12 protein-coding genes and 1 pseudogene are annotated in these 13,170 nt (G+C 64.3%); 6 read left to right on the plus strand and 7 right to left on the minus strand.

The window, feature by feature from the left end; all coding sequences use genetic code 11:
• The 5 genes and pseudogenes from FJ471_RS24360 to FJ471_RS24380 form a co-directional block, all read left to right on the plus strand.
• Window positions 1–393, plus strand: a pseudogene (locus FJ471_RS24360) (ABC transporter permease); the annotation flags it as partial.
• Between the two features lie 88 nt (window positions 394–481).
• Complete coding sequence (locus FJ471_RS24365; protein ID WP_140807278.1) at window positions 482–1,459, plus strand: sugar ABC transporter substrate-binding protein; 978 nt, start codon at window positions 482–484, stop codon at window positions 1,457–1,459.
• A gap of 69 nt (window positions 1,460–1,528) precedes the next feature.
• Complete coding sequence (locus tag FJ471_RS24370) at window positions 1,529–2,326, plus strand: SDR family oxidoreductase (protein ID WP_140807279.1); 798 nt, start codon at window positions 1,529–1,531, stop codon at window positions 2,324–2,326.
• 10 nt (window positions 2,327–2,336) lie between these two features.
• On the plus strand, window positions 2,337–3,194 hold the full coding sequence (locus tag FJ471_RS24375) for a sugar phosphate isomerase/epimerase family protein (protein ID WP_210242053.1): 858 nt from the start codon (window positions 2,337–2,339) through the stop codon (window positions 3,192–3,194).
• A 10-nt stretch (window positions 3,195–3,204) separates the two neighbouring features.
• Window positions 3,205–4,011 (plus strand): SDR family oxidoreductase, encoded by an 807-nt coding sequence (locus FJ471_RS24380; RefSeq protein ID WP_140807281.1) that lies wholly within the window; start codon window positions 3,205–3,207, stop codon window positions 4,009–4,011.
• Window positions 4,012–4,187: 176 nt separating this feature from the next.
• Here FJ471_RS24380 and FJ471_RS24385 read toward each other — a convergent pair whose 3' ends face one another.
• The 7 genes from FJ471_RS24385 to FJ471_RS24415 form a co-directional block, all read right to left on the minus strand.
• Window positions 4,188–5,879: an extracellular solute-binding protein gene (locus FJ471_RS24385; RefSeq protein WP_140807282.1), complete on the minus strand. Its 1,692-nt coding sequence runs from the start codon at window positions 5,877–5,879 to the stop codon at window positions 4,188–4,190.
• 88 nt (window positions 5,880–5,967) lie between these two features.
• A complete protein-coding gene (locus FJ471_RS24390; protein ID WP_140807283.1) occupies window positions 5,968–6,876 on the minus strand; it encodes an intradiol ring-cleavage dioxygenase in 909 nt (302 codons plus the stop codon).
• A 30-nt stretch (window positions 6,877–6,906) separates the two neighbouring features.
• A complete protein-coding gene (locus tag FJ471_RS24395; RefSeq protein ID WP_140807284.1) occupies window positions 6,907–7,968 on the minus strand; it encodes a maleylacetate reductase in 1,062 nt (353 codons plus the stop codon).
• Between the two features lie 12 nt (window positions 7,969–7,980).
• Complete coding sequence (locus FJ471_RS24400) at window positions 7,981–8,268, minus strand: YciI family protein (protein ID WP_140807285.1); 288 nt, start codon at window positions 8,266–8,268, stop codon at window positions 7,981–7,983.
• Window positions 8,269–8,543: 275 nt separating this feature from the next.
• On the minus strand, window positions 8,544–9,536 hold the full coding sequence (gene ftsZ, locus FJ471_RS24405) for a cell division protein FtsZ (protein ID WP_140807286.1): 993 nt from the start codon (window positions 9,534–9,536) through the stop codon (window positions 8,544–8,546).
• Between the two features lie 224 nt (window positions 9,537–9,760).
• Window positions 9,761–10,801 carry a proline racemase family protein gene (locus tag FJ471_RS24410; protein WP_140807287.1) on the minus strand — a complete coding sequence of 347 codons (1,041 nt, stop codon included), beginning with the start codon at window positions 10,799–10,801 and terminating at the stop codon, window positions 9,761–9,763.
• A gap of 227 nt (window positions 10,802–11,028) precedes the next feature.
• Window positions 11,029–11,976, minus strand: a complete 948-nt coding sequence (locus tag FJ471_RS24415) for a dihydrodipicolinate synthase family protein (RefSeq protein ID WP_140807288.1) — start codon at window positions 11,974–11,976, stop codon at window positions 11,029–11,031.
• Between the two features lie 174 nt (window positions 11,977–12,150).
• Here FJ471_RS24415 and dctP point away from each other — a divergent pair, with 174 nt between their 5' ends.
• Entirely contained in the window at window positions 12,151–13,167 is a 1,017-nt protein-coding gene (gene dctP, locus FJ471_RS24420; RefSeq protein WP_181179694.1) for a TRAP transporter substrate-binding protein DctP, read from the plus strand.
• Window positions 13,168–13,170 lie beyond the last annotated feature (3 nt).

The raw sequence follows: 13,170 nt of genomic DNA on the forward strand, positions 1-13,170 counted from the left end.
GTGGCGGCGGCGAGCGGCGCCAGGGTCGGCCGCTCGCTGGTGATCGTCTTCGTGATTTCCGCCGTCACGGCCGCTCTCGCGGGAAGCCTTTTGTCGATGAGCCTCGCCAGCGCCGCGGCGACGACCGGCAGCACGCTGATGCTGCAGGCCGTCTCGGCGGCGATCGTCGGCGGCGTCGCGCTGACCGGCGGTTCGGGCACGCCCGCGCATGTGCTGCTCGGATCGCTGATCCTGACGGTGATGAACAATGGGCTGAGTCTGATCGGCATGGGGGCGACGGGGATTCTCTTCGCCAACGGCCTCGTGCTGATGGGGATCGTGCTGCTCGACGGTCAGTTGGGCGCATGGATGAGCGAACGGCTCGCAATGTCGCGGGCCGCCAATTCCGCCTAGCGGAAACAACCCACGGATCCTTGCAACGCCGCCGAGCGATCGGCGGCGCGGGGGGACGTGCAACCTTGAAACGGGAGGAGTAACCAAAATGAACTTCGCAAAACTCACCAAACTTTTGCTGACGACCGCGGTCGTCGGAGGGCTGATGGCGCCCGGAATGGCCTTCGCCGCGGCCAAGGGCGCGAAGGTGATCCTGCTGACGGTCACGGAAGAGTGCGAATATTGCGCCCTGCACCAGCGCGCCTTCAAGGAAGTCGCGGCCGCGGCGGGCATCGACCTCGAGGTGAAGATCAACAATTACGACGCCGCCGAACAGGCCTCGCAGGTCGACCAGGCGATCGCCCAGAAGCCGGACGCGATCGTGCTCTGGCCCGCGGATGCCAGCGCCATCGTGCCGTCGCTGCGCAAGATCAAGCAGGCCGGCATCCCGCTGGTGATCACCAACTCGCGGCCGGACGAGAAATACTCCCAATTCTGGGACGTCTTCACCGGCCCGTCGGACATCGGCAACGGCGAGTCCGCCGGCGAAGCCATGATCAAGGGCTTCGCGGACAAGAAGCTCGGCAGCGACGGCAAGGTCTTCGTCGTCGAGGGCGTCCCCGGCACGCCGCCGCAGATCCAGCGCTCGCAGGGCTTCGAGGATGTCCTGGGCAAGAAGGCGAGCGGCATCCAGGTGGCCGGCAAGCAGAACGGCAACTGGGACCAGACCAAGGCGACGGATGCCGCCGCCGCTCTCTTCACCCAGCTCGGCTCGGGCGTGAAGGGCGTTTACGCGCAGGCCGACAACATGATGTCCGGCGTGATCGTCGCCGCCAAGCGCGCCGGCATCGATCCGGCAAGCCTGGTCCTGGTCGGCTCCAACTGCTCGATCGAGGGCGTCAACCAGATCAATGACGGCACGCAATACGCCACCGTCCTGCAGTCGCCGATCGACGACGGCAAATATGCCGCGCAGGCTGTCGCCGATCTCCTCGACGGCAAGAAGGTGGAGAAGCAGATCTTCCTGCCGCACGAGATCATCACCAAGGCCAACGTCGCCGACTGCAACGCCGCGCTGGGCCGCTGAACCCTTTTCGAGGCACGGCGGCCGCCGCCGTGCCTCACCTTTCCCGACGTCAGAAAAGAGGAATATCCCATGGCCATGGAGCCAGTCTTTAGCAACGCCTTGCCGGACCTTGTCGTGGTCTCGGGAACGGCTTCTGGTCTTGGTACCAACATTGCCCGGCTGCTGACCGAAAGCAGCGTGCGCACCATCGGCGTCGATCTCGCGCCGGCGCCGGACAGCCTTGCGAACGAACTATATTCGCATGTCCGGGGCGACGTCACCGACGAGACGACCTGGGCCGGCATCGCGGACATGATCGCCAACGAGAACCCCGGAACGCTCGGCCTCGTGACATCGGCGGCGATGCTCAATGTCGGCACCATCCTCGAATTCGACAAAGCGGCGATGGAAAAGACCATGTCGGTCAATTTCATCGGCACGGCGCTCGCCTTCCGCGCCATGCTGCCGCTGATGACCGCGCGCGGCGGTGGCCCGATCGTGGCGGTCGCCAGCATCGACGCGACCTTCGCCGAGCAGCAGCTCGCCGTCTATGCCGCCTCGAAGGGCGCCGTCCGCCAGCTCACCCGCACCGTCGCCATGGACCATGCGCGCCAGGGCATACGCGCCAACGTGCTGAGCCCCGGGCCGATGCTTGCTGGCCTGTTCGAGCGGCACATGAAATCCGCCAGCGACCCGGACCGTTTCCTCGCGGCGCGCGCCAACCGCCAGCCGGCCGGCCGCATCCTCGATCCGGCCGAGGTCGCCCGCGCCGGCCTCTTCCTGCTTTCCGATGCCTCCACGGCGCTCAACGGCGCCGAGATCATCGCCGATGGCGGCCTGACGACCAGCTTCGATTTCCGCACCGGGTCGGAAGGCGCGTCGGTCTGAGGAGAAGATGATGAGCAACCCTATTGAACTCGTCGCCGCCTACTGGACGATCTCGGGCGACGTCTACCCGTTCGCACCGAACGAGATCAGCCCGTTTCCATTCGCGGAGCGCGTCGAAGCCGCGGCCAGGGCCGGATACAAGGGCGTCGGTCTGATCCACGCGGACCTGCAGGCGACGCGCGAGAAGATCGGCTTGAAGGAGATGCGGCGCATCCTCGACACCAACGGCATGCCGCATGTCGAGCTGGAGTTCATCACCCACTGGTTCGCGTCCGGCGCCCTGCGCGCCGCATCGGACAAGGTTCGCCGCGAGCTCTTCGAGGCGGCGGAGGCGCTCGGCGCCCGCGACGTCAAGATCGCGCCGGAATTCGATGCCGACACCATCGACCTGGCGCAGGTCACCGACAGCTTTGCCGCCATCTGCGACGACGCCGCCCGCTACGGCACCAAGATCGCGCTTGAGGTGATGCCGTTCTCCAACGTGCGCACGCTGGAAACCGCGCGCGCCATCGTCGAAGGCGCGGCCAAGGCCAATGGCGGCCTGCTGCTCGACATCTGGCATGTTGGCCGCGGCGGCATCCCCTACGAAGCCGTCGCCGCCGTGCCGAAGCAATATGTCGTCTCGGTCGAGCTCGACGACGCGGATGAAAAAATCGTCGGCACGCTCTGGGAAGACACGATCTACGAACGCCGGCTCTGTGGCGAGGGCGTGCTCAATCCGCCCGCCTTCATCGACGCGATCCGCGAGACCGGCTTCGACGGCTTCTATTCGGTCGAAGTGATCTCAAAGAGGCATCGCGTGCTGCCGCTCGAAGAGGCGGCCCGGCGTTCGTTCGAAACCACCATGGCGCAATTCGCCGCAAAATAGGGAGGATCAAATGGAAACCAATCTCAAGGGCAAGGTGGTGCTGATCACCGGGGCGGCGAAGGGCATCGGCCGCGAGACGGCGGTCGCGTTCGGCCGCGAAGGTAGCCGCGTGGCGCTTTTCGACATCGACGAAGCGGCGCTCGCCGAGTCTTCGGCCGCGGTCACGGCGGCTGGCGGCACGGCAGCGACGTTCAAGGCCGACCTGTCGTCGGCGGATGACATCGAGAAGAAGGTCACGGCTGCGATCGCCCATTTCGGCGGCTCGGTGGACGTTCTTGTGAACAATGTCGGCGCCGGCGCGGTGCGCACGTTCGACCAGTTGACCGATGCCGAATGGGACAAGACCTTCTCGCTCAACTTCATGAGCTATGTCCGCACGACGCGGGTCGTTCTACCGGTGATGCGCAAGCAGGGGCATGGCGCGATCGTCAACAACGGCTCGGATCTCGCGCGCCAGCCGGAAGGCGTTCCGATCGACTACTCGGCGTCCAAGGCGGCAGTGCTCGCCCTGACCAAGGGGCTGGCGCGCACCGAAGGCGCCAACAACATCCGCATCAACGCAGTGGCTCCCGGCCCGATCTGGACGCCGTTCTGGACCCAGCCCGGCGGCTTTGCCGAAACCATGGGCAAGTTCCACAACATGGAGCCGCAGAAGGCCGTCGAACACGAGATGTCGCTGCGCCAGCTGCCGCTCGGCCGCCTCGGCAAGCCGGAGGAAGTGGCCAACGTCATCGTCTTCCTAGCCTCCGATCTCGCCTCCTTCGTCACCTCCTCCGTCTGGGGCGTGGACGGCGGCTCGATACGGGCGATCGCCTAAAGCAATTCCAGGAAAAGTGTGAGCGGTTTTCCGTCCGGAATTGCGTCAAACAAAGAGATTCTGGGAGGACCGCGCCGCGGTTCTCCTTTTTTTGAAATAGCGCAAAAACAAAGAGTTGCAGCAGGCGATTCGATCAAACGCTGAACTGCTTCAAGGCGCGCCGCAACGAGCCAGATTCAGCCGGCGCGGTCGACGATCCGCTCGATGCGGTCCTGGGCGTCCTTCAGGGCCGCGCGGTCGGATTTGCGGCCGGAAAGCGCGTCGTGGACCTCCTCGCCGATGATGCGCTCCATGCCGGTGTAGAACGGCACCGGCGGGCGCTGCCAGTTGCGCAGCAGATTGCGGTTGGCGAGGCTGCCGACGAAGCGCACGAGCTGCGAGCTGCCGATCGCCTCCGGATCCGCGCTCACCGAGAAACGCGGCGCGACGGGAAAGCCGTTCTTGACATGCTCCTTCATCGCCTCTCGCGAGGCCATCCATGCTAGCGCTTCGGCCGCGAGCGGCAGGCGCTTCGGGTCGATGTTGGAGGGAATGCACAACAGGAACCCGCCGATCGGCGAGGTGTTGGTGCCGCCCGGCCCGGAAGGCTGCGGAACATAGGCGACGCGCCGCTTGACGGCGGACCGGACTTCGGCCTCGAACTGCGCGGCGCGCATCGTCCAAACATAGCCCATCGCGCTCTGGCCGCGCAGGAAGACCGCGCAGGAATCATCCCAATGCGCCTCGAGCGCGCCGGGCTGGGCGATTTCCAGCATACGGTGCATATAGTCGAGCGCCAGCAGGCCGGCTTCGCTGTCGATCTGCGGCCGCATATGCTGCGCATCGAGGTTTTCGGTGGAGTAGCCGGTCGGCGTGCGGCGGATCGACAGCACGCTCTGGCCGCAGCAGCCGAGGAAGAACATGAAGCTCGACGCCAGCGGCCTGTGCGCCGCGTTCCAGGCGATGCCGTAGCGTTCCGCCGCCGGATTGTGGAACGCCCGCCCGGCGCTGATGACGTCGTCGAAAGTGCGTGGCAGCGCCAACCCCCCGCTTTCGAAGAGGTCCGACCGGCAGGCCAGGACCTCGATCGTGCAGTAGATCGGCACGCCGTATTCCACGCGCTGCCAGGTCGTTGTCGACCAGATCGAGGGATGAAAATCCATCGGGTTGATGCCGGATTCGCGGATCATCTCACCGATCGGCAGGACAAGCCCCTTGCTCGCGAATTCTCCGAGCCACGGCATGTCGATCGCGATCATGTCGTAGGCCGAGACGGCGCGCGCGCCGTTCGCGAGCCCCTCCCGATAGAGATCGTTCTGATGCACCAGCTTGAAGCTCTTGGCGCTCGCCAGATTGTTGCGGAAGTCCGACCACATGTTGCGCATGGCGGCGAAGTAATTGTCGTCGTTCAGCAGGAACTGCAGCTCGACGCCCTTCGTGACCCTGTTGGTCAAAAGGTTGATCGGCGGGATGATCGGATTGCCGCGCTGCGGCGCGCCGAAATAATAGTCGGCCTCGTGCTCCTCATTGTTGCGACCGCCGACGATCTCGGCGATCAGCGCCTTGGTCTCCGCCGCATAGTTGATGGCGAGGTTCGACAGCCGCGCCGTCGGGTGGAGCGTGAAGCGCTTGGCCGTTTCGGAAGCCGCCCGCCTTTCGATCAACCCGCCATCGATCATGCCTTGGATGCGCCGGATCGCGGTGCCGTGCGGAAGGTTGGAGACCAGCGCGAGCTTGCTGATCGTAACCGGATAGCCCTCGAGCTCCGAGCGCATGAGATAATGGATGATGCGCCAGGCGGCCTCGTCCTCGACATCCACGACGCCGAGGAAAGGCCGGCGCAGGCGATCCACGAAATCATAGACGCGCAGGAACTCGTGATCGTTCATTCAGACATTCTCCTTCCAGGCAGGAAGGATACGCCGACCAATTGGCTCGACGCCAGCTTTTGTCCAATTTGGACGAAACTACGGAGGATCAAGGTCCTGCGGTCTTGGGAGCCAGCACGAAATCCCACTCGACGGACCAGAACGGAGGCTCGAAGCCGAGCGCGCTCGCCTTTTCCCGGTCGGTTACTTTGGTGAAATCGGCGATCAGCGAATCCTTCACGCCGAAGACGGCATCCTCGGCAAGGTAGCGGCAATCGGGCGCGAAGATGTGGGTGATAACAGGATCGTAGCCCGGCGCGCTGACGATATAGTGTACATGCGCCGCGCGGTTCGGATGACGCCCGAGCGCCGCGAGCATCTTTCCGACCGGTCCGTCGTCGGGGATCGGATAGTAGCGGGGCTTGACGGAGCGATACCAGTATTCGCCCTTCTCGTCGGTGGTGAAGACCCCGCGCAGATTCCAGTCGGGCTGCACGTCCTTCTGCTGGACATCGTAGAAGCCGTCGTCATTGGTCTGCCAGACGTCGATCAACGCTCCGGCGATCGGCTTGCCTTGCGTGTCGAGCACGCGGCCGCGCACCACCATCGGCTCGCCCTTGCCGTCGAGGCAGATGTTCGCGCCATGCTCGTAGCGCGGCGCTTCGGGCACATAAAACGGGCCAAGGATGGTGTTTTCCGTAGCGCCGTTCGGACGCCGGTGATTGATCGCGTCGACAAGCATCGAGACGCCGAGCGTGTCGGAAAGCAGGATGAACTCCTGCCGCCAGTCGGAGCACATCTTGCCGACATCGGTCAGGAACTTGATGCCTTGCAACCACTCCTCATGCGTCGGCTCGATCTCCTTGATGGCGGCATGCAGATGCTTCACCAGCACGCCCATCACCTCGCGCAAGCGCGGGTCGACATCCGGCCCCATGCGCGCGTTGACCACGTCGACCGAAGTCTCTTCCTCGAAATAGGGATATTTCGGTCGAGCGGCGTCTGCGGTGCCTGTCATGGCGATAATTCCTCCAGGGACGTTCGGGTTTCAGGCCTGTGGCGGCTCGCCGGCATAGGCACGCGCGATAAGGGCCCGGATCGGTTCCCGCTCCAGCGCCCGCGGGTTCCAGTAGGGATTGGCCAGCGCGCGGTCCGTCGCGATGTCGATCCCGTCGGCTGGCATGCCGATCTCGGCGAGCCCGCGTCTTGCCCCGATCCGGCCGGCGAGATCGTAGAGAGCCATCGCGGGGTCGTCCGTCTTCAGCACGGCCCGCAGGGTCTCCATGACGGCCGGAATGGCGGGGGCGTTGTAGGCCAGCGCATGCGGCAGGACGATCGTATGGATCTCCGCATGCGGCAGATCGAAACTGCCGCCGAGCGTGTGGCAAAGCTTGTGGTGCAGCGCCATGCCGACCGAACCGAGGCAGATGCCGCAAAGCCAGGCGCCGTACAGCGCCTCGGAGCGCGCCTCGCGGTCGTGCGGGCTCCCGGCGATCACCGGCAAGGCGCTTGCCAACGCGCCTATGGCTTCGGTCGCCATCAAATCTATCACTGGGTTGCTTTCCCTGGCATAGAGCGCCTCGACTGCATGGGCGATGGCGTTCATGCCGCTTGTTCCCGACAAGGAAGCGGGAAGCGTCATCGTCAGGTCGACGTCGTAGATCACCACTTCCGGCAGCACTTTCGGGCTCGATTGGGTGACCTTCACGCCATCCTTGGTCTCGCCGAGGATCGGCGTCATTTCCGAGCCGGCATAGGTCGTCGGCATCACGATCTGCGGCAGGTCGGTGCGCAACGCGATCGCCTTGGCGAGGCCCGTCGTGGAGCCGCCGCCGACCGCGACCAGCCCGTCGGCCTGAAGCTCCGCCACGACGCGCAGCGCGTCCTCGGTCACCGATAGGGGCGTATGCATTGTCGCCCTGGCATAGACCCCGGCCGCCGTACCGCCGAGCGATCCGGCAAGACGCCGTGCGTCGGCCTCTTGCGGTGGCGTTGCCAGCACGAGCACGCGTTTCAGCCCCAGACGGTCGATCTCCTCCGGCAGCCTTGCGATCGTGCCCGATCCGAAGACGACGCGTGCCGGCTGGCCATTGTAGACGAAGCTTTCCATAGAGCCCTCCCCTCAGGCCCGGTTGTCGACACGCAAGAGGAAGGGATTGATACTGACGCTTTGCCAGACATTGGCGGCGTTGAACGGGTCGCCCGCGTTGAACGCCTTCACATCCTCGATGTTGTCCGCGGAAAAGACGAAGAGCGAGCCGATCATGGTTGCGCCGTCCGCCGCGACCAGCGGCCCCGAGATCACGGTCGCGACCGGGCCGGCGGCAAGATAGGCCTTGTGGGCATCGTAGTTGGCAAGCCGGCGCTGAAGCGCATCGGCATGGTCGAGACAGTGGACGGCAAAGAGCAAGATAGTCCTCCCGGGTAGGCGCGACGCATCATCGATCGTCGCTAAATTCTACTCCTCCCTGCCGGAACTTAAACCGGCGCCTATCGAGCAGGCCGGTGAATTGGTCCAAAATGGACAGATGCGGCGGCCGATGCGATCGTGAGGACTTGCGACGACGAAGCGCGCAAGGCGCTGACCGGCAGCGCGCGCGGCTTGTGATTCCTCGCCGCCGGAAACGAATATCGGCCAATTGCATCGTGCGGTCGCGGACAAACGCGGCCGCGAGATCGCGATCGTCAGGCGATCCGCTGCTCGAACTGGGCGATCTCTGCGCTCTTGCGCAAACCGGTCGCGACGACCGACACGCGGAATTTTCCCGCCAATGCCTGGTCGAAGATGGCGCCGACGATGATGTCGGCATCGGCGTCGACTTCTTCCCTGATCCGCGTCGCGGCTTCGTCGACCTCGAACAGCGTCATGTCCATGCCGCCGCAGATCGACACGAGCAGCCCCCTGGCGCCGGACATCGATGCTTCATCGAGGAGCGGATTGGCGATCGCCGCCTCGGCCGCGATCTTGGCGCGCCCCTCCCCGGAGGCCTCGCCGGTTCCCATCATTGCCCGGCCCATGTCCCGCATCACCGACTTCACGTCTGCGAAATCGAGGTTGATCAGGCCTTCCTTGACGATGAGGTCCGTGATGCAGCCGACACCCGCGTAGAGAACGCGGTCCGCCATGGCGAAGGCATCGGCGAAGGTGGTCCTGGCGTCGGCGACCCTGAAGAGGTTCTGGTTCGGAATGACGATCACGGTGTCGGCGCTCTCGCGAAGCCGTTCGATGCCTTCCTCCGCGGCCTGGGTCCTGCGCTTGCCTTCGAAGACGAAAGGCTTGGTGACGACGGCCACCGTCAGGATGCCGGCATCGCGCGCGGCCCGCGCGATCACGGGCGCCGCACCGGTTCCCGTGCCGCCGCCCATGCCGGCGGTGATGAAGCACATATGCGTTCCCGCCAGGTGATCCATGATCTCGTCGATGGATTCCTCCGCGGCGGCGCTGCCGACCTGGGGCAGCGACCCGGCGCCCAGGCCCTCCGTCACATGCGCGCCCAACTGGATCAGCCGCGAAGACTTCGACATGGTGAGCGCCTGGGCGTCGGTGTTGGCGACGACGAACTCGACGCCCTCCAGCCCTTCGGCGATCATGTTGTTGACGGCGTTGCCGCCGGCGCCGCCGACCCCGACGACGGTGATCTTGGGCCTCATCTCCAGGATTTCCGGCTTGGCGCTCATTTTTTCATCTTTCTACCAAAAGCACCTGCTGCCCTGCCCCACGACCATGCGGGACCGGAACAACAAGCACGCGAATCAGGCGACCCCCACCAAGCACAGGGAATCAGAGCAGGCGCCTCCCTGCAAGGTCCGCTGACATTCTGCACAGGTGCAGATGCCGCGGCCGAGAGCTGGAAGGCATCTGCCGAACGAGGGATCCGAGCCGGAACCGTTGCGGCAAAATTCTATTGCGTCACCGAAGTCGAGGTGCCCCAGGTGTCCGACAGCACGTAGCCTTGCGGGTACGGATCCGTCGGGTCGAGATAATAATTGTGCTCTCCTGTGATCCAGGCTCTGCCGGTTATCTGCGGCACGATCGCCTTGCGCCCGGCGACTTCGGTGAGCTCGAGGATCTTGCCGGTGAAGCGCGAGCCGATGATGGATTCGTGGATCAGCACCTCGCCTTCCTTCATCTGGCCCCGCGCCTGCAGCACCGCCATGCGGGCCGAGGTGCCGGTTCCCGTCGGGCTGCGGTCGGAGCGTCCGGGCGAGACGATGCAGGTGTTGCGTGTGACCTTGCCCGGTCCCTGGAACGGCATGGCGAACTGGACGATGGACACACCGCGCACATTATCGAATTGCGGATGCATAACATCGAGCTGCTCGCGCGCCGCGCGGCGGACCCTCTCGCCGACCACGGCCAGCTCGCGGGCCTCATCCGGAACGACCGAGAAGCCGAGCGCCTTGGCATCGACGATGGCGTAGAACATGCCGCCGTAAGCGACGTCGACCTTCAGCGTTCCCAACCCCTCGACTTCGATATTGGCATCGAGGCGCTCGGCGAAGGCCGGGGCATTGCGCAGCGTGATCGACAGGCATTTGCCGTCGCGGCATTCGGCGCGCACCTCGATGACGCCGCCAGGCATGTCGAGCTTGAAGCGGGCCTCGGGCTCCTGCATCGGCACCATGCCGGTCTCGAGCAGCACCGTGGCGACGCAGATCGTGTTGGAGCCGGACATCGGCGGATATTCGGTTGGCTCCATGATGATGGCGCCGGCGGCGCAATCTTCGCGCGTCGCGGGCACCAGGAGATTGACATGCCGGGCAACGCTGCCGCGCGGCTCGCAGATCAGCATGCGCCTTATATGGTCGTGATCGCGTTCCATCGTGATCATCTTTTCCATCATCGTGCGGCCAGCGGGCGGCAGCACGCCGCCGACGATGACGTCGCCGATCTCGCCCTCGGCATGGCAGCCGACGACGCGGATGCTGGTTTTGGTGCGCATTGCTTTTTTCTCCCTGTCCGCCGCGGCTGTCCGACTGGCAAGTGACCCTGCTTCGGAGACAAACTGATCAATCCGCGCGCCAGCCTCAAGGAGAATCCTGACCGCCAACGCTTTTCCAGCCGCTTGGAGCGGTTCGGCAGCCCAGGAAGTGCGGACGACGCGGGCATCCGCCGGCATCGTCTGCCTCGTTGTTACCGAAGGCGACAGGCCTTCCAGGGGGCACCGCGCTATTGGAACAGGCTTCGCAACTCGGCCGGCAGTCTCGATTCCCAGCGCTTGAAATCCCGAAGCAGCCAATCGCGCTCAGGCATATGAACCTCCGCCATGGGAGGAAGCACGAGGCCCCAGTCATTTTCGCCCGTCGACGCGGCCAGGAGCGCCTTCACGGCGGCCGGGAACGGACTTCGCGACAAGATGGTGTCGCCAGCCAGAAGAGCGGGGACCAGTTGGCGACGATCGAAAGCCGTTGGCGCGTCAAATATCGCTCGCATCAGGCGAGGCATCGCATTGCCAAGGCCACATATCGTGCCTCGCGCGCCCGCCGCGAGCGCCTGCGGCAAATGGGTTTCCGAGCCGGTGTAGATTGCAAGATGAGAAAATCGACGGATCAGGGCTTCGGTGAAGTCGAGATCGCCGCCACTGTCCTTCACCCCGCTGATCAGCCCCGGATAGGCCTCATCGAGGCGGCGCACCAGGCGCGGAGTGATGGGGACGCCGCATATATCGGGGAAATGATAGAGGCATAACCTGAGGTCGTCTCGCCTGATCCGATCGATGACGGTGGCGTAGAAACGAAACGTGCCGTCTTCCGTGATGCCGCCCCGATAGACGCAAGGAGGCATCAGCAACAGGCTGTCGACCCCATGGTCGAGCGCATTGGTCGCCAGTTCCACGACGTCGGGTATCGACAATGCCCCCGCGGACACGATCAGACGGCGCGGGTTTGTTCCCGCTCCGACCAGCGCGTCCAGCGTGGCGGTTCTGTCCTGGACAGAAAATTCAGTTCCTTCGCCGGTCGTTCCAAACAGCGCGACGCCATCGCAGCCGGACCGCAGCAACATGGAAATGTGACTGATCAGAAGCGGCAGGTTGGGATGGAAATCAGCCGTCAGCGGCGTGGCCGCGGCGACCATCAGGCAATCTGATTTTGGCAAAGCCGAGGTGTCGGATTTCATGCGGGTCGCAACTCGGTCCTGCCTGGATGGTCGTCCGTCTTCTCAAGAAATGATGATTAATTGCCTATTGTCAACATTCAGCTTGACCGGTTCCCGACATAGTGGAAACATTCAGTGGCTTGGCCGTCAGCGTCGAGCAGGGAACAAAGATAAGAGATGGAAGGGGTTGGGAGCATGGAGCAGTCTTTCCTCAAGCAGAACGTCGGCCGCCGCACTGTCCTGAAGGGAACCCTCGGCGTGTTGGCCACGCCGTTCGTGTCACGCCTGGCGCATGCCGCCGGCAAGGTCATCCGCGCCTCGACGCCTGGGCCTGACACCGAGTGGCAGTCCAAGGGACTGCAGGCCTTCAAGGCGGCGCTCGACAAGTCGATGCCCGGCGCCTTCGACGTGCAGCTTCATTATAACGGTACTCTGTTCGCGCAAGGCAGCGAGATCGAAGCCATGCAGCGCGGCAACTTGGAGATCGCGCTGACATCGCCGTCCGATATCGCGGAACTCATCCCCGAATATTCCATCTTCACAACTGGATATCTGTTCCGCGACGCCGCCCACCTCGATGCCGTCTATGACGGCGACGTCGGCAAGGAATTCAAGGAGAAGGTGGCCGGCGACCTGCAGCTGCAGATCGTCAGGAGCCAGTATCTCGGCACGCGCCACGTCATCCTTCGGCAGGCGCGCACCGTCAACGTCCCCGACGACCTCAAGGGCGTGAAGCTGCGCATGCCCGGCTCCGCGTCGTGGCAGTTCCTCGGCAATGCGCTTGGCGCCGCCGCCACGCCGCTTGCGTTCGAGGAAGTCTATCTCGCCATGCAGACCGGTACGATCGACGGCCTCGAAAATCCGTTACCGGATGCGATCGCGTCGAAATTCTACGAAGTCTCGAAGCAGGTAGTCCTGACCGGGCACCAGGTGGCCAACGTCTTCTTCACCATGCCGAAGGCCTTCTGGGACGGTCTGACGGACGACGAGAAGAAAGCGATCCTCGATGCCGAGGATGCCGCCAAGAAAGTCAATGACGACGGCGTCAAGGCAACCGAAGCCGACGGCAAGGCTTTCTTCGAGGCGCATGGCAACACCGTCACCAAGCCGGATGTCGACGCATTCCGCAAACATGTGCTCGATGCTTTCGTGAATTCGGATTTCTCGAAGAACTGGCCGAAGGGCCTGCTCGATCGCATCGGCGCCGCATAAGCT

The organism is Mesorhizobium sp. B2-7-1 (assembly GCF_006440735.1).
Lineage (GTDB): Bacteria > Pseudomonadota > Alphaproteobacteria > Rhizobiales > Rhizobiaceae > Mesorhizobium.

Bases quoted from the DNA above. Each gene is read 5' to 3' on its own strand.
- FJ471_RS24365 (WP_140807278.1), top strand. From the start codon at position 482: ATGAACTTCGCAAAACTCACCAAACTTTTGCTGACGACCGCGGTCGTC.
- FJ471_RS24370 (WP_140807279.1), top strand. From the start codon at position 1,529: ATGGCCATGGAGCCAGTCTTTAGCAACGCCTTGCCGGACCTTGTCGTG.
- FJ471_RS24375 (WP_210242053.1), top strand. From the start codon at position 2,337: ATGAGCAACCCTATTGAACTCGTCGCCGCCTACTGGACGATCTCGGGC.
- FJ471_RS24380 (WP_140807281.1), top strand. From the start codon at position 3,205: ATGGAAACCAATCTCAAGGGCAAGGTGGTGCTGATCACCGGGGCGGCG.
- FJ471_RS24385 (WP_140807282.1), bottom strand. From the start codon at position 5,879: ATGAACGATCACGAGTTCCTGCGCGTCTATGATTTCGTGGATCGCCTG.
- FJ471_RS24390 (WP_140807283.1), bottom strand. From the start codon at position 6,876: ATGACAGGCACCGCAGACGCCGCTCGACCGAAATATCCCTATTTCGAG.
- FJ471_RS24395 (WP_140807284.1), bottom strand. From the start codon at position 7,968: ATGGAAAGCTTCGTCTACAATGGCCAGCCGGCACGCGTCGTCTTCGGA.
- ftsZ (WP_140807286.1), bottom strand. From the start codon at position 9,536: ATGAGCGCCAAGCCGGAAATCCTGGAGATGAGGCCCAAGATCACCGTC.
- FJ471_RS24410 (WP_140807287.1), bottom strand. From the start codon at position 10,801: ATGCGCACCAAAACCAGCATCCGCGTCGTCGGCTGCCATGCCGAGGGC.
- FJ471_RS24415 (WP_140807288.1), bottom strand. From the start codon at position 11,976: ATGAAATCCGACACCTCGGCTTTGCCAAAATCAGATTGCCTGATGGTC.
- dctP (WP_181179694.1), top strand. From the start codon at position 12,151: ATGGAGCAGTCTTTCCTCAAGCAGAACGTCGGCCGCCGCACTGTCCTG.